This window comes from Delftia acidovorans NBRC 14950, from assembly GCF_001598795.1.
Classification (GTDB): Bacteria; Pseudomonadota; Gammaproteobacteria; order Burkholderiales; family Burkholderiaceae_C; genus Comamonas; species Comamonas acidovorans.
Map to the genome: position 1 here is coordinate 147,987 of NZ_BCZP01000005.1, position 19,241 is coordinate 167,227.

Below are 19,241 nucleotides of genomic sequence, written 5' to 3' on the forward strand. Positions count from 1 at the left end.
AAGGGTGGGTCACGGGTCGGTCATTCATCGGTCACGGGTCGGAGTGCGGCAGCAGGGCGGCCAGCGTGTCGATGGAGTCGGCCTCCTGCACAGGCTTGTCCTCGCGCCAGCGCAGCATGCGCGGAAAGCGCACGGCAATGCCGCTCTTGTGGCGTGCGCTGCGCGCAATGCCCTCGAAGCCCAGCTCGAACACCAGGGTGGGCCGCACGCTGCGCACGGGGCCGAAGCTCTCCACCGTGGTCTTGCGGATGACGGCGTCCACGCGCGCCATTTCGGCATCGGTCAGGCCCGAATAGGCCTTGGCGAAGGGCACGAGGGCGCGCCCCTCGGTGCCGGGCGGCGCGTTCCAGACGGCAAAGGTGTAGTCGCTGTAGAGGCTGGCGCGACGGCCATGGCCGCGCTGTGCGTAGATGAGCACGGCGTCCACGCTCAGCGGATCGATCTTCCACTTCCACCACACGCCGCTGTCCTTGGTGCGGCCCACGCCGTAGGCGGCATCGCGGGCCTTGAGCATCATGCCCTCCACACCCAGGGAACGGGCCTGCTCGCGAAGTTCGGCCAGGGCCTGCCAGTTGTCGCCTGCCAGCACGGGGCTGGGCAGCAGCGCCGGGTGCGCCACCAGGGCCACCAACCGCTCCAGCCGCGCGCGCCGTTCATGCTGGGGCAGCGCTCGCAGGTCCTGGCCGCCCTCCTCCAGCAAGTCATAGGCCAGCAGCACCACGGGCAGCTCGCGCAGCAGCTTGGGGCCCAGGGTCTTGCGGCCTATGCGCTTTTGCAGGTCGGCAAAGGGGCGCACATGGGCGGGCGCCTCACCCTGCTGCGCGGCCCAGACGACGATCTCGCCGTCGATCACGGTGCCCGCAGGCAAGGCATCGCCCATGGCCTGCAGCTCGGGGAAGCGCTCGCTCACCAGTTCCTCGCCGCGCGACCAGATCCAGGTGCCCAGCGCGTCACCGCTGCCGCGCCGCACGATCTGGGCGCGTATGCCGTCCCATTTCCACTCCACCACCCATTGGGACGGCGGGCCGAGCACGGCGTCGAACTGCTCCAGCGGCAACTGCAGCGGATGGGCCAGGAAGAAGGGATAGGGGTGGCCACGGGCTTCGCCCGAATGTGCGTCATCGCCCTCTTCCTCTCCCGCCACCAGCCGCAGGTAGTCGGCTGCCCCGGGCCGCGCGCCGATGTGGGTGTAGCCCATGAGCCGCTGGGCGATGCGCTTGGCATCCACCCCACTGACGGCCGCCAGCGCCTGCGTGACCTGCAGCCGCGACACGCCGACCCGGAAAGCGCCGGTGATCAGCTTGAAGTAGACCAGCCGCTCATCGGCCGCCAGCCGCGCCCATTGCATGCGCAGCGTGTCCGCCAGCGCCTCGGGCGCCATGCCGCGCAGCGGCAGCAGGTGGTCCGTGACCCAGGCGGCCAGGCCCAGGTCGTGCGCGTCACCGGGTGGCGGCAGCAGCAGCGCAATGGTTTCGGCCAGGTCGCCCACGGCCTCGTAGCTTTCGTCGAACAGCCATTCGGGCAGGCCGGCCGCCTCGCGCGCCAGCTCCTTCAAGACCTTGGTGGGCACCAGCTGGCGCGGCTTGCCGCCGGCCAGGAAATAGACGGCCCAGGCCGCATCGGCAGGCGCGGCGGCGCGCAGATAGGCCTGCAGCGCAGCCTGCTTGTCGCGGCTGGCGGTGCTGGCGTCCAGCGCGCGGTAGAGGGCGGCGAAATCCTTCATGGAGCGGGCGCCTCATCCGGTGCAGCCTGGGCGGCGGCGGCCTCGTCCTCATCGCCGTATTCGGTCTGGAAGGCTTGCGCATCCAGGCCCTGCTCGCGCAGCCAGCGCACCAGCACCGCCACGCTGCCATGCGTGACGAAGACACGCTCGGCGCCCGTGGCACCTATGGCGTACTGCAGGCCGGGCCAGTCGGCATGGTCGGACATGACAAAGCCCCGGTCCACGCCACGGCGGCGGCGCGTGCCGCGCAGCTGCATCCAGCCGCTGGCAAACGCATCGGCATGGCCGGGAAAGCGGCGCATCCACGGCGTGCCCTGCGCCGAAGGCGGTGCCAGCACCAGGGCGGTTTTGAGCAGTTGTGCATCCACGCCGGGGTCGGTCACGCGCAGCGTGGGCGGCAGGTCCACGCCTGCGGCACGGTACACGGCATTGAGCGGCTCCACCGCGCCATGCACGACGATGGGGCCGATGCGGCGGTCCACCCCGTGCAGGATGCGCTGGGCCTTGCCGAAGGCATAGCACAGCAGCACCGAGGGCCGGCCCTGGGCGGCGTTGGCCTGCCACCAGGCGTTGATGTCGGCCATGAGCTCGGGCTGGCGGGGCCAGCGGTAGATGGGCAGGCCGAAGGTGGATTCGGTGATGAAGGTGTCGCAGCGCACGGGCTCGAAGGGGGTGCAGGTGCCATCGGCCTCGGTCTTGTAGTCGCCCGAGGCCACCCAGACCTGGCCGCCATGCTCCAGCCGCACCTGGGCCGATCCGAGCACATGGCCGGCCGGGTGCAGGGAGATGCGCACGCCGTGGTGTTCCACGGCTTCGCCATACGGCAGGGTCTGCAGCGTGATGTCCGCGCCCAGCCGTGCGCGCAGCACGCCCTCGCTGTCGTCATGGGCCAGGTAATGGGCGTGGCCGGCGCGCGCGTGGTCGGAGTGGCCATGCGTGATCACGGCCCGGTCCACGGGCCGCCAGGGGTCGATGTAGAAGTCGCCGGCCGCGCAGTACAGGCCTTCGGGGCGGGCCACGATCAGGTCGGCGGGCATGCGGGATCAGGGGCGGGAATGCTCATGGCCCCATGCTAGTGGGGCGGTCGCCGCGCGCACGCTGGCCCGGAGCGCGGCAGGCTGTCAGCCTGCACCTACCCGCGCAACGAACGACCGCAACCGGGCCGCAACCTCCGCACAACCGGGCCGCAGGGCCGGTCAAATCGGGGAAGATAGCGCCCTCTCATCCCACACACATCCACACGCCTTCATGAACAACTCCGTCGTACGCATGTCCAATCTCTTCCTGCAACTGGGCCTGGATGCCAGTGACCAGGCCATTGCCGATTTCATCCGCGCGCACCAGCTGGCCGCCGATGTGGATGTGGTGGATGCGCCCTACTGGAGCGATGCGCAGCGCCAGTTCCTGGCCGAGCAGCTCAAGGCCGATGCGTCGTGGTCCATCGTCGTGGACCAGCTCAGCGAGTCGCTGCACGAAGACGCGGTCAGGCAGCGCGCTGCCCGATAGCACGGGCAGTCAGGCCGCCAGCGGCTCGGGCACCGTGATGTCCACGCTGTGGCGGCCGTCCACGCTGGTGGCCACGGTGCCGGTCACGGTGACGCGGCGCACCACGCGGTGGGCATCGCCGTAGTCGTTGATGGCGTAGTGCTGCGTGGCGCGGTTGTCCCAGATGGCCACGTCGCCCTGCGCCCATTGCCAGCGCACGGTGTTCTCCAGCCGGATGATGCGTTCGTTGAACAGCTGCAGCAGCGCCGTCGATTCATTGGCGCGCAGGCCCTTGATGCGCTTGGCGAAGTGGCCCAGCAGCAGCGCCTTCTCTCCGGTCTCGGGGTGCACATGCACCAGCGGCTGCTCCGACTCGATGGTCTTGCGCGTGAACACCTTGCGGTAGCTGGCGCGGCCTGCGGTCTCGGTCTGGCTGGCCGCGTTCTGGCGGAAGTTCTCGGCGTAGTCGTAGTCGTTGCCATGCACGGCCCACAGCTGCTCGGCCAGTTGCCTGAGCGGCTCGGGCAGGCCCTCATAGGCGGCCACGGTATTGGCCCAGACGGTGTCGCCGCCATGGCCGGGCAGCGTGACGGCGCGCAGCACGCAGACCTTGGGAAAGGCCGCCTTGAAGGTGACATCGGTATGCCAGGAATCGGCGCGGCCGCCATGCTGGGAATTGAGCTCCAGAAAGGCCGTGCCGTCCGGGGCAGGCACGGTGGGGTGCGATTCGATCTCGCCGAACAGCCGCCCGAAGGCCTGGTGCGATGCATCCGTCAGATGGTGCTGGCCCCGGAAGAACAGCACGCGGTGGCGCAGCAGGGCCGAATGGATCTGCGTGAACTGTTCGGCCGCCAGCTCGCCCGACAGCCTGGCGCCGTGGACCACGGCGCCTATGCGGCCGGACAGGGGCTGGATCTGCAGCGGCTGTTGCCGGTCCTGCTCCAGGTCTTGGGCCACGGTGCTCAGGTGGCTGGCTTCGGTGACAGCGTTCACGGTGTCTCTCCTCAGTGCTTGCATGGGTGGAAGTCCCCATGCTAGGAACCGCCCTGCCACGCCACAACGAAGCTTTTGGCGCATGGTTATGCGCAAGACAAGTGCATGCCAACCGGGGCTGTGCGCGTCACAAAACTGCAACAAGGAAAACGTAACATTCCTTAACAATTTTGCGATGTGCCTTCCATGGATGAGTCCCGCGCCTACCTGAGCGATTCCAGGCCACGTTTCCGCCCACCCAGCGCAGCGGACCTGTGTACCCCCGTTCCCTGCATGACCGCCGACGAGACCAACGAGAAGGTGCTCGAGGTCTTCACGCGCCACCGGGACCTGATCAGCCTGCCCGTGGTGGAGGGCAACCGCCCCATCGGCCTGATCAACCGCAGCATCTTCCTGTCCCAGTTCAGCAAGCCGTTTCGCATGGAGCTGTACGGCAAGAAGAGCTGCATCGCCTTCATGGACAAGGAGCCGCTGGTGGTCGATGCCTCCACCGACATAGACACCCTGACCGTGAAGACCGTGGAGTACGGCGAAAAGGCGCTGACCGATGGCTTCATCATCACGCGCGACGGCCTGTTCGCGGGCGTGGGCAACGGTCTGCAGCTGATGCGCGCGGTGGCGGACATGCAGGTGGCGCGCAACCGCCAGATCATGCACAGCATCGAATACGCCAGCGTGATCCAGCAGTCGCTGCTGCGCAGCTCGCGCGACTCCCTGGCCCGCGCCTGCCCCGGGGCCGACCTGGTCTGGGAGCCGCGCGATGTGGTCGGCGGCGACTTCTACCAGTTCAGCCAGGACGGTGATGGCTGGTTTGCCACCGTGGCCGATTGCACGGGCCACGGCGTGCCCGGCGCCTTCATGACGCTGATCGCCACCAGCAGCCTGAGCCAGGCCATCAAGGAGCACGGCCCGCGCGACCCGGCCGCGCTGCTGGGCCATGTGAACCGCAGCGTCAAGCAGATGCTGGGCCAGCTCGACGGCAAGGATGGCACGCCGGGCTCCGACGACGGGCTGGACGCGGCCTGCTTCTGGTTCGAGCACGCGCACCGGCGCCTGCGCTTTGCAGGCGCGCGCCTTGCGCTGTTCGTGCTGCGCCCCGGCGCCGAGGCGGTGGAGGTGCTCGATGGCCAGCGCAAGGGCGTGGGCTATGTGGACAGCGAGTTCGACTTCGCCTGGAACAACATCGACCTGGAACTGCCCGCAGGCACCCTGGTCTTCATCACCACCGACGGCCTGATCGACCAGGTCGGCGGCCCGCGCGGCATCACCTTCGGCAAGAAGCGCGTGCGCGAGCTGCTGCTGGAGCAGGCCGGCCACACGCCCGCCGAGATCAACCGCGCCCTGCTGGCCGCCCTGCAGGCCTGGCAGGGCGAGCACCACCGCCGCGACGACCTGACCTTTTTCTGCTTCAGAACCTGAATGCCTCCCATGCCCTCCGCACAGATCGCCGACAAGTACGGCAGCTTCTTCCACCTGGCGCGCCAGCACCAGGTGATCTTCTACTACGTGGGCTACTTCTCGCAGAACATCGTCGCGGCCATGGCCGAGGCCGTGCGGCTGCAGCTGGAAGTGGCCGGCGTGCCGGGCCCCACGCGGCGCAAGCTGTTCTCGTCCTTTGTCGAGATGGCGCAGAACATCATCCATTACTCGGCCGATGCCCTGACCCCGCCCCACCAGGACGATGGCGAGCTGCGCCACGGCGCGGTCTGCATCCGCCGCGAGGACGACGGCAGCTTCGTGCTGCTGTGCGCCAACCCCATCGAGCCGGGCATGGGCGAGGCACTGCGCGCCAAGCTCGACGCCCTGCGCAGCATGACGCTGGACGAAATCAAGAAGGCCTGCCGCCAGTCGCTGCGCGATGACGCGCCCGAAGGCAGCAAGGGCGCGGGCATGGGTTTCCTGACCCTGGCCCGCGATGCGCGCGAGCCGCTGCAGTTCGACTTCGATCCCGCCCAGACCGTGGACGGCCGGCCCGTCTTCTACCTGAAAGCCACGCTCTGAGCCGTCGCTCCGGCACCAGGCCTGGACAGGCCCGGCCCGCAGGCACGGACAACGCACCGAGATCACGCATGGACAACCTCTACATCGCACCGACTCCCAGTTCCCCGGAAGTGGACTTCCAGTTCGACACGCACACGCTGCACCTGCGTGGCGAGTCCTATCCCGAGAACGCCGCCGCCTTCTATGGCGGCATCCTGGCCCGCCTCAAGGACTACCTGGCCCAGCCGCAGCCGGCGCAGCAGCAGGCGCGCATCGAGGTGCACATCGCGCTGGCCTACTTCAACAGCTCCAGCACCAAGATGCTGTTCAACCTGATCGAGGCACTGAGCGGCGCCGCCGAGGCCGGCCGCCCCGTGGCCCTGCACTGGTACCACGACGAGGAAGACGACACCATCTGCGAGTTTGGCGAGGAGCTGCGCGACGACTTTCCCGCCATCGCCTTCACCGGCCACCCCGTGAAGGCGGCGTGATGGACACCGTGGCCGCTCCCGCGGACCTCTTCGATGCCGAGCACCAGGCCCTTTTGGCGGCCCGCGCCGCCCACGACCGGGGCGAAGAAGCCGGCGCCCAGGCCTGCCACCAGGCCCTGGGCGTGCTGCTGACCGCCTATGAGCGCCTGCTGCGCGAAACGCGCCGGCTGGTGCGCCGCAGCGACCGGGCCGAGCTGGAGATGACCCAGCTCAACCAGCGCCTGCAGGACCTGGCCGGCGAGCTGGAATACCGCGCCACGCACGACCCGCTGACCGGCGTGCTCAACCGCGCGGCCATCATCGAGCGCGTGAACCGCCACTTCACCCAGCAGGGGCTGGCCCTGATCGTGCTGGACATAGACCACTTCAAGCGCGTGAACGACAGCTTCGGCCACCCCGTGGGCGACAGCGTGATCCTGGGCGTGGTGCGCTGCCTCAAGGCCGCCGTGCCGGCCACCGCCCACATCGGCCGCGTGGGCGGCGAGGAATTCACCGTGCTGCTGCCCCAGCACGACAGCGACGGCGCCGTGTGCGTGGCCGAGCAGGTGCGCGCCGCCATCGAGGCCCATCCCTTTGGCCTGCCCGACGCCAGCTGCATCACGGCCAGCTTCGGCGTGAGCTGGCGCCCGAGCGGCGGCCGCTTCGACGACGCCTACAGCCTGGCCGACGAGGCGCTGTACGCCGCCAAGCGCAGCGGGCGCAACCAGGTCGTGCGCGCGGCAGACCATGCCACGGCCTGAGCGGCGCGGACACAGACAGGGCTGAGGCATGAGTTTCGTGATGCGCGCACGGGCGCCCAGGGCGCCCGCCCCTGCTTCCGCCCTCCTGCAGCCGGCTCTGCAGCCGCCCCCGCCATCGCCCGTGCCCGGGCCTGAATGGCGGGTGCTGATCGTGGACAGCGACCCCGACGTACACGCCGCCTTCCGCCTGGCGCTGGAAGGCCACAGCCTGTTCGGCCGGCCGCTGGTGTTCCTCTACGCCCGCTCCGGCACACAGGCGCGCAATCTGCTGCGCAGCGAGCAGGACCTGGCCGTGGTGGTGCTCGACGCCGTGACCGACGGCACGGGCGCCGGCCTGGACCTGGTGGACTTCATCCGCTACACGGCCGGCCTGCGCAACAGCCGCATCGTGCTGCGCACCGGCCGCCCGGGCCAGGCGCCCGATCTGGAAACCCTGCTGCGCTACGACATCAACGACTGCCGCACCAAGACCGAACTCACGCCCGACCGGCTGCTGGCCATCGTGGTGACCGCCGTGCGCTCCTACGAGCAGCTGTGCGCCATCGAGGCCAACCGCCGCAGCCTGGAGCTGATGGTGCGCTCCAGCGCCTCGCTGCTGGAGGAAACCAATCTGCACGCCTTCGCGCGGGGCGTGATCACCCAGCTGGCCACCTTGCTGGGCGTGGCCAGCGAAGGCCTGGTCTGCTCGGAGGGAACGCACCCGGCCGAGCCCTACCGCGTGCTCGCAGCCACGGGACCATTCGCCCGGCTCATCGACCAGCCCATCGCCACCGTGCTGGCCTCGCGCGGGCTGCGCCTGCTGCGCCAGGCGCTGCAGGCGCGGCGCAACATCTACGGCGTGCAGCGCGGCGTGGCGCTGTACATCGGCCGGGGCGACGAGCAGGACATGGCCGTCTTCATCGACGCACCGGCCTCGCACAGCGCACTGGACCGCCAGCTGCTCGAAGTCTTCTGCGCCAACCTGCGCACGCTGCTGCACAACCGCGGCCTGCTGGAGCGCCTGCACCAGTCCGCCTACTTCGACCCGCTGGTCTGCCTGCCCAATCGCGCCCACTTCGTGGAAAAAGTGGACGAATGCGTGTGGCGCGGCACGCGTGACCATGTGCTGGCCCTGGTGGACATCGACGACTTCAGCGCCACCAACGACGTGATGGGCCACCGCTTTGGCGACCGCCTGCTCGAAGCCATGGCCCGCCGCCTGGCCAGCGCGCTGCCCGCAGGCGTGCTGCTGGCGCGCGTGGGATCGGACACCTTCGGCATCCTGGGCCCCACCGACGAGGTGGCCCTGGCCCAGTTGCTGGACTGCGCCCGCCAGCCGCTGGCCGTGGACGGCGTGCCGCACAAGGTCTCGCTGACCTGCGGCTACGTGTACCTGCCCCATGAGCGCCAGGCCGGCACCGACCTGGTCAAGGACGCCACCATCGCCCTCAAGCGCGCCAAGCGCGATCACCGCGGCCAGCTGCTGGAGTACTCCGAGCAGATGGGCATGGAGGCGCGCGACCGCGCCCTGCTGCTGTCCGACCTGCGCGCTGCCATCGACGGCGCCCAGCTTTTCCTGGTCTACCAGCCCCAGGTGGACCTGGAAACCCATGCCCTGGTCGGCCTGGAGGCCCTGCTGCGCTGGCGCCGGCAGGACGGCAGCTTCGTGCCGCCCGACCGCTTCATTCCGGTGGCCGAACATTCGGGCCTCATCGTGCCGCTGGGCCAATGGGTGCTGGCCACGGCCTGCCGCACCATGCGCGAACTGCTGGACGCCGGCCGCGCCCCCAGGCGCATGGCCGTCAATGTCTCCACCGTGCAGCTGCAGGACCCGGGCTTTCTGCAGACCGTGAGCAACGCCCTGGCAGAGCACGGCCTGCAGGGCGCGCAGCTGGAGCTGGAGATCACCGAATCCGTCGCGGTCCTGCCCACCCAGCTGCTGCAGGCCACGCTCAGCGCCCTGCGCTCCCTGGGCGTGACCATTGCCATCGACGACTTCGGCACCGGCTATTCCTCGCTGAGCTACCTGGAGCGCCTGCCGCTGGACCGCATCAAGATCGACCGCAGCTTCGTGCGCCAGCTTGGCGAATCACAGGAAGCGCGCATCGCCGAAATGATCGCCCAGCTGGGCCGCAAGCTCGGCCTGCAGGTCCTGGCCGAAGGCATAGAGGACGCCAGCGCCTGGCAGGCCCTGCGCGCCATGGGCTGCCAGGAGGGACAGGGCTATCACGTTGCCCGGCCCATGGACAAGGAGCAGTTGCTGGGCTGGCTGCACCGGCGCACCGGAGTGAATGGCGCGCCGGAGTGAAGGCGCCCTGTCGCCCGTTCACGGCAGATGGGGCGCTATCACCTCGGCCAGCAGGCCGAAGCTGTGGCGGATCTCCTGCTCCGTCACGGCTCCGTAGCCCAGCACCAGGCCCCGGGCCGGATCGGGCCTGAGCGAGTACAGGGACAGCGGCCGCGTGAGAACGCCCAGCTTGCGTGCCTGCCGCGCAATGGCGTCATCGTCCGAGCCGGGCGGCAGGCCCAGCACCAGGTGCAGCCCCGCGTCTCCGCCCTGCACGGTCACCGCCGTGCCCAGGCGCTGGCCTATCTCGTCGATGAGCACGCGCCGGCGCTCGCCATAGACCTGGCGCATGCGGCGGATGTGGTTGACGTAGTGGCCCTGCCGCATGAACTGCGCCAGCACGATCTGCTGCATGATCTGCCCCTCCCGGAACAGCTCGCTCAGCGCGCGCGCAAAGCTGTCGGCCAGGTCGCTGGGCAGCACGAGGTAGGCCAGCCGCAGCGATGGAAACATGGTCTTGGAGAAGGTGCCCAGGTAGATCACGCGGCCATGCTCGTCCAGGCCCTGCAGCGCCGGCAGCGGGCGCGAGGTGAAGCGGAACTCGCTGTCGTAGTCGTCCTCGACGATCCAGACCCGCTGGGCCACCGCGTAGTCCAGCAGCTGGCGCCTTCGGCCATGGCCCATGAGCACGCCGCTGGGGTACTGGTGCGAGGGCGAGATGAACATCAGCCGCGGCGGTGTCTTCAGTTGCTGCGGCGTGGGCGCCAGGCCCTCGCCGTCCAGCGCGATGGGCTGCAGTTGCAGGCCGGCCATGCGGAACACGCTGCGTGCGCCCCAGTAGCCGGGGTCCTCCAGCCAGACGGTGTCGCCAGGATCGGCCAGCAGCTGGGAAATCAGGTGCAGCGCCTGCTGGGCGCCGCTGGTCACCAGGATCTGGTCCGCGCTGCAGGCCACGCCGCGCGTGCCCTGCAAGTGCTCGGCAATGGCTTCGCGCAGCGCGGGATGGCCTGCGCCCGTGGCATAGCTCAGTTGCAGCGGGTTGTGATCGCGCCAGGCCTGGGCGTGCAGGCGGCTCCATAGCGCGGCCGGAAACTGGCGCAGCTCGGGCACGCCCGGCGCGAAGGCGCCCCACTGCAGGTGGCTGGCCCGCGCCCCGCTCACGATGGCGCTGCCGCGCCGCGACAGCGGCGTGCCACGGCGGCGCGGCAACGGCGGCTGGCTCACGAAGGCCGGCGCCACCTCGGCCACATAGGTGCCCCGCCCCACGCCGGCCTGCACCAGGCCCTCCAGCGCCAGTTGCTCATAGACCTGGACGATGGTGTTGCGCGCAATGCCCAGCGTCTGCGCCAGCTCGCGGCTGGTGGGCAGCCGCGAGCCCGCCGGCAGGGCCTTGCGCAGGATGCCTTCCTTGACGATGCGGTAGAGCTGGCGGTGGTTATACTCGGCATCGCTACGTTGGAAATGCCGATTGACAAAGTCCGGCAGCGTGGCACTTCCAACGCGGGAAATTGGTTCTCTTTTGTTCACGGTATTTGGTTCTTTTGTTGGGATCAATGTGAACATAGACTCGCCCCCATGTATAGCTATCGAAGGCGTGAAAGCCGAATATTTTTTCAATGATCCGCCTCCAGACACTTCAAAGACCTGTGCCTTCCGCCCGGTTCCATTCGCCCCTCAGTCAGCCTATGTCCTTGAAGTTGAAAGCTTTTCGTTGCGGCACCCTGCCGGCCCGGCAAGCCGCCTGCCAGGAGGTGCAGCCATGAGCACAGCCACCACCTTCGGCATCGCCGGCGTCCAGATGGAGGTTTGCGCCTTCGACAGCAACCTGGAGCGCATGGCCGGCTACCTGCGCCACATCCGCTCGCGTTTTCCCTGGGTCCGCATGGTGCTGTTCTCCGAGCTGGCGGCGCTGGGCCCCAAGCACGACAGGGCCGAGCCGCTGCCCGGCCCCACCGAGGACCGGCTGTGCGGGCTGGCCCGGGAAACCGGCCTGTGGCTGATTCCCGGCTCGCTGTTCGAGAGCGTGGCCGGCCCCGAGGGCACCGTGGTCTACAACACCACGCCCGTCATCAACCCGCAGGGCGAGGTCGTCACGCGTTTTCGCAAGCTCTTCCCCTTCAGGCCCTATGAGCGCGATGTGGCCGGCGGCACCGGCTTTTGCGTGTTCGACGTGCCTGGCGCGGGCCGTTTCGGCGTGTCCATCTGCTACGACATGTGGTTTCCAGAAACCACGCGCACGCTGGTGGCCATGGGCGCCGAGGTGATCCTGCACCCCACCATGACGGACACCATCGACCGCGATGTGGAGCTGTGCATCGCACGCGCCTCGGCCGTCACCAACCAGGTCTATTTCTTCGATGTGAACGGCGTGGGCGACGGCGGCGTGGGCCGCTCCATCATCGTGGACCCCTCGGGCTACGTGCTCCACCAGGCCGACAGCGGCGCCCAGATCATGCCCATCGAGGTCGACTTCGCCCGGCTGCGGCACGAGCGCGAACACGGCCTGCGCAGCAACCTGGGCCAGCCGCTCAAGAGCTTCCGCGACCGCGACTGCGATTTCACCGTCTACCGCAAGGACGGCACCGACTTCCCCTACCTGCACAGCCTGGGAGCACTGGACAAGCCCCAATGACCTGACACGCCCCTTTTCCCAGCGATCGACATCACGAGCACCACAAAGCCGCAAGCCACCGGGCGATGCGGCAAAAAACCAGGAGACAACGATGACATCCCGCCCCCCGACCGAAACGCGCGCCCGTGCCTCCCTCAGCCGCCACCGCAGCGTCTGGGAAATGCGTGCCGATGGCTGGATCAGCCTGGTGGACGATCTCAGCCGGCTGGCCATCCTGGCGCCCGAGCACCTCGAGCGTGCCAGCCGCCTGGCCCATGTGCAGACCATCATCGACGCGCTGGCCCCGGTCGAAAGCTACTGGGCCTTTCCCGGGGGCCGGGTCTTCGGTGAGCTGTGCCAGTGGATAGAGCGCGAGGAGCTGGCGCGCGCGCACCAGGCGGCGCGGCGCATCCACCGCGTGCTGGCTGCGCGCACCTACCGCCATGACGCCAACACGCTGGACAACGACAACGAACTGCCCTCGCAGATAGAGACCGACAGCGAGCGCCAGGCGCAGCTGACGCGGCCTTACTTCGAGGTGCTGATCGTCGACGAGATGTCGGCCAGCGAGGAAGACGCGCTGCGCCGCCGCGTGCAGCGCAAGCGCAGCGCCGACGATGATTTCGTGTTCGACATCGTGGTGGTGCCCAGCTTCGAGGACGCGCTGATCGCCACCCTGGTCAACTTCAACCTGCAGGCCGTGGTGATACGCCACGGCTTTCCATTCCGCTCGGTCAACAGGAACGGCATGCTGCGCCGCTTCCTGGAAGGCATGGACGACAACAGCGAGGCCATGCCCGAGTTCGAGCGCGGCCCGCTGCTGGGCCGCCAGATCGCGCAGCTGCGCCCCGAGCTGGATCTGTACCTGGTCACCGATGTCAGCGTCGAGGAGATCGCCGCGCGCGTGGGCGAGGTCTTCAAGCGCATCTTCTTCGGCGAGGAAGACCACATCGAGCTGTACAGCGCCATCATGAAAGGCGTGGGCGAGCGCCACAGGACGCCCTTCTTCCACGCGCTGCGCGACTACGCCAAGCAGCCCACGGGCGTGTTCCACGCGCTGCCGCTGGCGCGCGGCAAGTCCATCATGAACAGCAACTGGATCGGGGACCTGGCCCAGTTCTACGGCATGAACCTGTTCATGGCCGAGACCTCGGCCACCTCGGGCGGGCTGGACTCGCTGCTGGACCCCGTGGGCCCGCTCAAGCTGGCCCAGGAGTACGCGGCCCGCGCCTTCGGTGCCAGGCGCACCTACTTCGCCACCAACGGCACCTCCACCTGCAACAAGATCGTGGTGCAGGCCCTGGTGCGGCCCGACGACATCGTGCTGGTGGACCGCAACTGCCACAAGTCCCACCACTACGGCCTGGTGCTGGCCGGCGCCCAGGTGGCCTACCTGGACTCCTATCCGCTGGACCAGTACTCCATGTACGGCGCCGTGCCGCTGCGCCACATCAAGGAGACCCTGCTGGGCTTTCGGCGCGCGGGCACGCTGGAGCGCGTGCGCATGGTGCTGCTGACCAACTGCACCTTCGACGGCATCGTCTACGACGTGGAGCGCGTGATGACGGAATACCTGGCCATCAAGCCCGACCTGGTCTTCCTCTGGGACGAGGCCTGGTTCGCCTTCGCGCGCTGCCATCCCATCTACCGCCCGCGCACGGCCATGGCCAGCGCCGCCAAGCTGTGCGAGACCTTCAAGGACCCGGCCTACGCCAGGCGCCACGCCGAGTTCGCCGCCAGCATCGACTGGGAGGACGACCAGCAGTTGCTGGAGACCCGGCTGATCCCCGACCCCGCCAAGGCCCGGATCCGGGTCTACGCCACGCATTCCACGCACAAGACGCTGACGGCGCTGCGCCAGGGCTCGATGATCCATATCTGGGACCAGGACTTCAAGGACAAGGCCGAGGAGTCCTTCCACGAGGCGTACATGACGCACACCTCGACCTCGCCCAACTACCAGATCCTCGCCTCGCTGGACGTGGGCCGCCGCCAGGTGGAGCTGGAGGGCTACGAGCTGATCCAGCGTCAGCTGGAGCTGGCCATGAGCCTGCGCGAGCAGGTGCTGCACCACCCACTGCTCAAACGCTACTTCCGCTTCCTGCGCATCGGCGACCTGGTGCCGCTGGCCTACCGCGAGTCGGGCGTGGACAACTACTACAACGACGAGACGGGCTGGGACAACCTGGAGGTGGCATGGCGCAGCGACGAGTTCGTGCTCGACCCCAGCCGCGCCACCCTGGTCATCGGCACCACGGGCATGGACGGCGACACCTTCAAGAACAAGGAGTTGATGGACAGGTACGGCATCCAGATCAACAAGACCTCGCGCAACACCGTGCTCTTCATGACCAACATCGGCAGCACGCGCTCGGCCATCGCCTACCTGATCGAGGTGCTGATCAAGATTGCCCGCGACGTGGACGCCCGCGTGGCCGACCTGAGCGCCATCGAGCGGCGCATCCATGAAAGGCGCGTGCGCTCGCTCACGCTGGAGCAGCCGCCGCTGCCCAATTTCTCCAGCTTCCACTTCGCCTTCCGGGGCCGCAGCGTCGAAGGCCGCGCAGGCACGCGCGACGGCGACATCCGCAGCGCCTTCTTCCTCTCGTACGACGACACCAACTGCGAATACATCGACATGGCCGAGGCCGCGTGCGCCATCGCCGAGGGGCGCGAGCTGGTGTCCGCGCTCTTCGTCATCCCCTACCCGCCGGGCTTTCCCATCCTCGTGCCCGGGCAGGTGATCAGCGCCGAGATCCTGCAGTTCATGGCTGCGCTCGATGTGCGCGAGATCCACGGCTTCCGGCCCGAGCTGGGCTTTCGCATCTTCAGCCGGGCCGCGCTGGACCGCGCCGCCCAGGCCACGGCCGCGCGCGCCGCGCTGGCGCTGTCGGGCCGCGCGGCGCAGCCGCAGGCGGGCGACGAAGGCCTGGGCCTGGTCCGACCCGAGCCCGAACCTGAACTGATCACGCTTTCCCCCACCCCGAAGAAGACCACGACGAGGAGCAAGAAGTGAACAACAAAGTCAAAAGCGTTGCCGACCTGCTGCTGATGTTCCACCGCAACGAGCGGCCCATCTACTTCATCAGCGCCACCAACTTCAACCTGCTGGGCATGGACCGCTGGGTCAACCGCTTCCGCTACATCAACTACATCGACTGCTTCGACGGCCGCCACCCCAACGCTTTCGTGCCGCAGGAGCTGCCGCACGAGCCCTTCGAGTCCATCGAGGACATCAACAACTATCTGCTGCAGCACAAGGACGTGGTGGACCTGATCGAGCGGCGCGGCGGCAAGCCGGTCGCCACCTTCCTGATGTTCGACGAGAAGACCGAGGCCCTGGCCCGGGAGCTGGGCATGGAGGTCTGGTTTCCGCCAGCCGCGCTGCGCCAGCGCTGCGACAACAAGATGGAGACCGTGCGCATAGGCAACAAGGCCGGCGTCTACTCGGTGCCCAACGCGCTGGAGAAGGTGGACAGCTACGAGCACCTGATGCAGATCGCCGAACGCCACGGCCTGGGCAAGGACCTGGTGGTGCAGTCGGCCTTCGGCGACTCGGGCCACACCACCTTCTTCATCGCCTCGCGCGAGGACTTCGACAAGCACAAGGACGAGATCGTCAACGACCCCGAGGTCAAGATCATGAAGCGCATCAACTGCCGCGGCGCCACGCTGGAGGCCTGCGCCACCCAGTCGGGCACCCTGGTCGGGCCGCTGCTGACCGAGGTGGTGGGCGCGCGCGAACTCACGCCCTACAAGGGCGGCTGGTGCGGCAACGAGGTGTTCCCGGGCGCCTTCTCCGAGGAGGTGCGCGCCAGGGCGCGCGACATGGCTGAGCGCTTCGGCAACCAGTTGCTGGCCGAGGGCTACCGCGGCTACTTCGACCTGGACTTCCTGATCGACACCGACACCGGCGAGGTCTACCTGGGCGAGCTGAACCCGCGCATCTGCGGCGCCAGCCCCATGACCAACCATGCCGCCTTCGCCTACGCCGATGCGCCGCTGTTCCTGTTCCACCTGCTCGAATTCTCGGGCGTGCCGTTCGACCTGAACGTCAAGGAGATCAACGAGCGCTGGGCCCAGCCGCATTTCATCGACTCCTGGTCTCAGGTGGTGCTCAAGTTCAACGAGGACCGCATCGACCAGGTCACGCATGCTCCGGCCACCGGCATCTACCGCATGGGCGAGGACGGCAGCGTCGCCTACCAGCGCTTCGACTACAACCGCAAGGCCATAGACACCGAGCGCGAGGCCTTCTTCCTGCGCATCACCGGCCCCGGCGACTACCGCTACGAGGGCGCCGACCTGGGCATCCTGATCACGCGCGGCCGCTCGATGGACGACAACTTCAAGCTCAACATCCGGGCGCGCGACTGGATACGCGGCATCAAGAACTACTACGCAGGCAAGCCCGTCCTGGCCACCCAGCCCGGCGCAGCACCGGCGCCGGGCTCGTTCAAGATCCTCTGAAGGCAATCCCATGCCCTTGTCCATGCCTTCCCGCATCCGCTTCCAGGCCATCGCCGAAGACCTGCCCGGCCGGAAATGGCAGGCCCTGTGCGAGCAGGCCTGGCCCTACTACCGGGCCTGGTTCCTGCGCCAGGGCGCGGTGGCGCGCGCCGGCTTCCTGGAGTGCCGCCGCGCCCTGCGCCAGCACATGCCGGAACTGGTGCCTACCTGGGAGCGGCTGGTGGAGCTGGCCGGCGGCGGCGACATCGAGGCGCGCTTCCTGTCGCTGTGGTGCCCGCCGCCCTACATCACCGGCTGCTCCCAGGCCGTCTGGCTCGATGCGGTGGGCCAGCAGGAACCCATGCTGCTGCGCAACTACGACTTCGCGCCCGCGCTGCTGGAGGGCCACTGGCTGGCCACGCGCTGGAGCGGGCAGCGCGTGGCCGCCATGGGCGACTGCCTGTGGGGCGCACTGGACGGCATGAACGAGTCGGGCCTGGCCGCCTCGCTGTCCTTCGGCGGCCGCACGGCCCATGGCGACGGCTTCGGCATTCCGCTGGTGCTGCGCTATGTGCTGGAGATTGCGCAGGACACCGCATCGGCCGTGGCCATCCTGCAGCGCGTGCCCGTGCACATGTGCTACAGCGTCACGCTGCTGGACGCCCGGGGCGAATGGGCCACGGTGTTCCTGAACCCCGACCGCCCCGTGGAAGTGACCCGGCGCCGGGCCGTGACCAACTTCCAGCACACGGTGGAATGGCCCGAGCATGCACGCGCCACCAGCGCCTGCGAGCGGCTGGCCGCCCTGCAGCAGCAGATCGAAGCCGGCACGCCGGCCAGCGACACGCAGGCCGCGCTGCTGCGCGAGCCCCTGTACCAGCCCGCCTGGCGGCGCGGATACGGAACGCTGTACACGGCCGCCTATGCGCCAGGAGCAGGCCGCATCGAGCTGTCGTGGCCGGGCCAGACCTGGCTCCAGAGCCTGCACGCCTTCGAGGAAGGCCAGCGCGAAATCGCCTACCCGGGCCAGCGCCCGCCGTGAGCGGACCCCGCGCGCCAGGCCCCTGCATGCGCCGGCGCAGGTCCAGCCTCTTGCCTCTTGCCTCTTGCCTCTTGCCTCTTGCCTCTTGCCTCTTGCCTCTTGCCACACATACACGACGACTACCAAAGGAGACATGGAAATGACAAGAAAACTTCCGCCCGCCATCTGGATTCTGGTTGCCATGGTGCTGGGCATCGTGATCGGCTACATGGTGTTCATCAACTTTCCCGACAAGAAGGCGGCCGCGCAGATCGCGGGCTACATCTCCATCATGTCGGACGTGTTCCTGCGGCTGATCAAGATGCTGATCGGCCCGCTGGTGTTCTCCACGCTGGTGGTGGGCATCGCGCACATGGGCGATGCGGCCTCGGTGGGCCGGGTGTTCCTCAAGGCCATGGGCTGGTTCGTCACCGCCTCGCTGGTGTCGCTGGTCATGGGCCTGGTCCTGGCCAACGTGCTGCAGCCGGGCCACAACCTGGGGCTGCCGCTGCCGGACATCGGCGCTTCGGCCAACCTCGCCACCGCCAAGTTCACGCTCAAGGACTTCGTCAGCCACCTGGTGCCCAAGTCCTTTGCCGAGGCCATGGCCAACAACGAGATCCTGCAGATCGTGGTGTTCTCCATGTTCTTCGGCGTGGCCCTGGCCGCGCTCGGTGAAAAGGGCAGGACGCTGGTGGCCGCCATCGACGAGCTGTCCCACGTCATGCTCAAGATCACCGGCTATGTGATGAAGCTCGCGCCGCTGGCCGTGCTGGCGGCCATGGCGGCCACCGTGTCGGTCAACGGCCTGGAGATCCTGCTGAAGTTCGCCGTCTTCATGGGGGACTTCTACCTGGGCCTGTTTCTGCTGTGGGGCGTGCTGGTGATCGCCGGTTTCCTGTTCCTGGGCCCGCGCATCTTCAGGCTGCTGGTGCTGATCAAGGAGGCCTTCATGCTGTCGTTCGCCACCGCCAGCTCCGAGGCCGCCTACCCCAAGATCCTGGACGCGCTGGACCGCTTCGGCGTCAAGCGCAAGATCTCCAGCTTCGTGATGCCCATGGGCTACTCGTTCAACCTCGACGGCTCCATGATGTACTGCACCTTCGCCGTGCTGCTCATCGCCCAGGCCTACGACATCCACCTGTCGCTGGGCACGCAGATCACCATGCTGCTGATCCTGATGCTGACCTCCAAGGGCATGGCCGGCGTGCCGCGCGCCTCGCTGGTGGTGATCGCCGCCACGCTCAACCAGTTCAACATCCCCGAGGCCGGCCTGCTGCTCATCCTGGGCGTGGACACCTTCCTGGACATGGGCCGCTCGGCCACCAACGCCGTGGGCAACTCCATCGCCACCGCCGTCGTCGCCAAGTGGGAGGGCGACCTGCTGCCCGAGACCGAAGCCGCCGCCAACGCCGCACGGCTGGATTCGGAGGCCAGGGCCGCGCTGGCCCATCCCGCCTCCCCGGCCCATTCCTGACAACC

The 19,241-nt window shown here is 68.3% G+C and carries 15 protein-coding genes; 11 read left to right on the plus strand and 4 right to left on the minus strand.

Annotation, left to right across the window (positions count from 1 at the left end; genetic code table 11):
- Nucleotides 1-31: 31 nt before the first annotated feature.
- Nucleotides 32-1,723 carry an ATP-dependent DNA ligase gene (locus tag DA1_RS08260; RefSeq protein ID WP_034392261.1) on the minus strand — a complete coding sequence of 564 codons (1,692 nt, stop codon included), beginning with the start codon at nucleotides 1,721-1,723 and terminating at the stop codon, nucleotides 32-34.
- A complete protein-coding gene (locus tag DA1_RS08265; RefSeq protein ID WP_034392257.1) occupies nucleotides 1,720-2,760 on the minus strand; it encodes a ligase-associated DNA damage response exonuclease in 1,041 nt (346 codons plus the stop codon). The genes DA1_RS08260 and DA1_RS08265 overlap by 4 nt, the downstream gene beginning before the upstream one ends.
- A 211-nt stretch (nucleotides 2,761-2,971) precedes the next feature.
- Here DA1_RS08265 and DA1_RS08270 point away from each other — a divergent pair, with 211 nt between their 5' ends.
- Nucleotides 2,972-3,229, plus strand: a complete 258-nt coding sequence (locus tag DA1_RS08270) for a DUF2789 domain-containing protein (RefSeq protein WP_012204886.1) — start codon at nucleotides 2,972-2,974, stop codon at nucleotides 3,227-3,229.
- Nucleotides 3,230-3,238: 9 nt separating this feature from the next.
- On the opposite strand, the gene DA1_RS08275 is transcribed toward DA1_RS08270, so the two are convergent.
- On the minus strand, nucleotides 3,239-4,201 hold the full coding sequence (locus DA1_RS08275; protein WP_034392254.1) for a TauD/TfdA dioxygenase family protein: 963 nt from the start codon (nucleotides 4,199-4,201) through the stop codon (nucleotides 3,239-3,241).
- Between the two features lie 186 nt (nucleotides 4,202-4,387).
- Here DA1_RS08275 and DA1_RS08280 point away from each other — a divergent pair, with 186 nt between their 5' ends.
- The 5 genes from DA1_RS08280 (at nucleotide 4,388) to DA1_RS08300 (ending at nucleotide 9,699) form a co-directional block, all read left to right on the plus strand.
- A complete protein-coding gene (locus tag DA1_RS08280) occupies nucleotides 4,388-5,620 on the plus strand; it encodes a SpoIIE family protein phosphatase (RefSeq protein ID WP_034392251.1) in 1,233 nt (410 codons plus the stop codon).
- Nucleotides 5,621-5,629: 9 nt separating this feature from the next.
- Nucleotides 5,630-6,202: a SiaB family protein kinase gene (locus DA1_RS08285; protein WP_013802972.1), complete on the plus strand. Its 573-nt coding sequence runs from the start codon at nucleotides 5,630-5,632 to the stop codon at nucleotides 6,200-6,202.
- 68 nt (nucleotides 6,203-6,270) lie between these two features.
- Entirely contained in the window at nucleotides 6,271-6,672 is a 402-nt protein-coding gene (locus tag DA1_RS08290) for a DUF1987 domain-containing protein (protein ID WP_012204882.1), read from the plus strand.
- A complete protein-coding gene (locus DA1_RS08295) occupies nucleotides 6,672-7,412 on the plus strand; it encodes a GGDEF domain-containing protein (protein WP_034392248.1) in 741 nt (246 codons plus the stop codon). The genes DA1_RS08290 and DA1_RS08295 overlap by 1 nt, the downstream gene beginning before the upstream one ends.
- Before the next feature lie 28 nt (nucleotides 7,413-7,440).
- Nucleotides 7,441-9,699 carry a putative bifunctional diguanylate cyclase/phosphodiesterase gene (locus DA1_RS08300; protein WP_034392245.1) on the plus strand — a complete coding sequence of 753 codons (2,259 nt, stop codon included), beginning with the start codon at nucleotides 7,441-7,443 and terminating at the stop codon, nucleotides 9,697-9,699.
- Between the two features lie 18 nt (nucleotides 9,700-9,717).
- Here DA1_RS08300 and pdxR read toward each other — a convergent pair whose 3' ends face one another.
- Complete coding sequence (pdxR, locus tag DA1_RS08305) at nucleotides 9,718-11,205, minus strand: MocR-like pyridoxine biosynthesis transcription factor PdxR (protein WP_373861018.1); 1,488 nt, start codon at nucleotides 11,203-11,205, stop codon at nucleotides 9,718-9,720.
- 232 nt (nucleotides 11,206-11,437) lie between these two features.
- On the opposite strand from pdxR, the gene DA1_RS08310 reads away from it, so the two are divergent.
- The 5 genes from DA1_RS08310 (at nucleotide 11,438) to DA1_RS08330 (ending at nucleotide 19,236) form a co-directional block, all read left to right on the plus strand.
- A complete protein-coding gene (locus tag DA1_RS08310) occupies nucleotides 11,438-12,310 on the plus strand; it encodes a carbon-nitrogen hydrolase family protein (RefSeq protein ID WP_034392242.1) in 873 nt (290 codons plus the stop codon).
- Nucleotides 12,311-12,401: 91 nt separating this feature from the next.
- Entirely contained in the window at nucleotides 12,402-15,305 is a 2,904-nt protein-coding gene (locus tag DA1_RS08315; RefSeq protein WP_034392240.1) for an aminotransferase class I/II-fold pyridoxal phosphate-dependent enzyme, read from the plus strand.
- A complete protein-coding gene (locus tag DA1_RS08320; protein WP_034392238.1) occupies nucleotides 15,302-16,759 on the plus strand; it encodes a biotin carboxylase in 1,458 nt (485 codons plus the stop codon). Before DA1_RS08315 ends, DA1_RS08320 begins: the two co-directional genes overlap by 4 nt.
- Before the next feature lie 10 nt (nucleotides 16,760-16,769).
- The gene (locus DA1_RS08325; protein ID WP_155294202.1) at nucleotides 16,770-17,780 is read left to right on the plus strand and encodes a C45 family autoproteolytic acyltransferase/hydrolase; all 1,011 of its coding nucleotides are present in this window, start codon (nucleotides 16,770-16,772) and stop codon (nucleotides 17,778-17,780) included.
- Between the two features lie 139 nt (nucleotides 17,781-17,919).
- Complete coding sequence (locus tag DA1_RS08330; RefSeq protein ID WP_034398369.1) at nucleotides 17,920-19,236, plus strand: dicarboxylate/amino acid:cation symporter; 1,317 nt, start codon at nucleotides 17,920-17,922, stop codon at nucleotides 19,234-19,236.
- The last annotated feature ends 5 nt before the right edge of the window (nucleotides 19,237-19,241 follow it).

Excerpts from the sequence above, each read along its gene's own strand:
- DA1_RS08260 (WP_034392261.1), bottom strand. The coding sequence starts at position 1,723 with ATGAAGGATTTCGCCGCCCTCTACCGCGCGCTGGACGCCAGCACCGCC.
- DA1_RS08265 (WP_034392257.1), bottom strand. The coding sequence starts at position 2,760 with ATGCCCGCCGACCTGATCGTGGCCCGCCCCGAAGGCCTGTACTGCGCG.
- DA1_RS08270 (WP_012204886.1), top strand. The coding sequence starts at position 2,972 with ATGAACAACTCCGTCGTACGCATGTCCAATCTCTTCCTGCAACTGGGC.
- DA1_RS08280 (WP_034392251.1), top strand. The coding sequence starts at position 4,388 with ATGGATGAGTCCCGCGCCTACCTGAGCGATTCCAGGCCACGTTTCCGC.
- DA1_RS08285 (WP_013802972.1), top strand. The coding sequence starts at position 5,630 with ATGCCCTCCGCACAGATCGCCGACAAGTACGGCAGCTTCTTCCACCTG.
- DA1_RS08290 (WP_012204882.1), top strand. The coding sequence starts at position 6,271 with ATGGACAACCTCTACATCGCACCGACTCCCAGTTCCCCGGAAGTGGAC.
- DA1_RS08295 (WP_034392248.1), top strand. The coding sequence starts at position 6,672 with ATGGACACCGTGGCCGCTCCCGCGGACCTCTTCGATGCCGAGCACCAG.
- DA1_RS08300 (WP_034392245.1), top strand. The coding sequence starts at position 7,441 with ATGAGTTTCGTGATGCGCGCACGGGCGCCCAGGGCGCCCGCCCCTGCT.
- DA1_RS08310 (WP_034392242.1), top strand. The coding sequence starts at position 11,438 with ATGAGCACAGCCACCACCTTCGGCATCGCCGGCGTCCAGATGGAGGTT.
- DA1_RS08315 (WP_034392240.1), top strand. The coding sequence starts at position 12,402 with ATGACATCCCGCCCCCCGACCGAAACGCGCGCCCGTGCCTCCCTCAGC.
- DA1_RS08325 (WP_155294202.1), top strand. The coding sequence starts at position 16,770 with ATGCCCTTGTCCATGCCTTCCCGCATCCGCTTCCAGGCCATCGCCGAA.
- DA1_RS08330 (WP_034398369.1), top strand. The coding sequence starts at position 17,920 with ATGACAAGAAAACTTCCGCCCGCCATCTGGATTCTGGTTGCCATGGTG.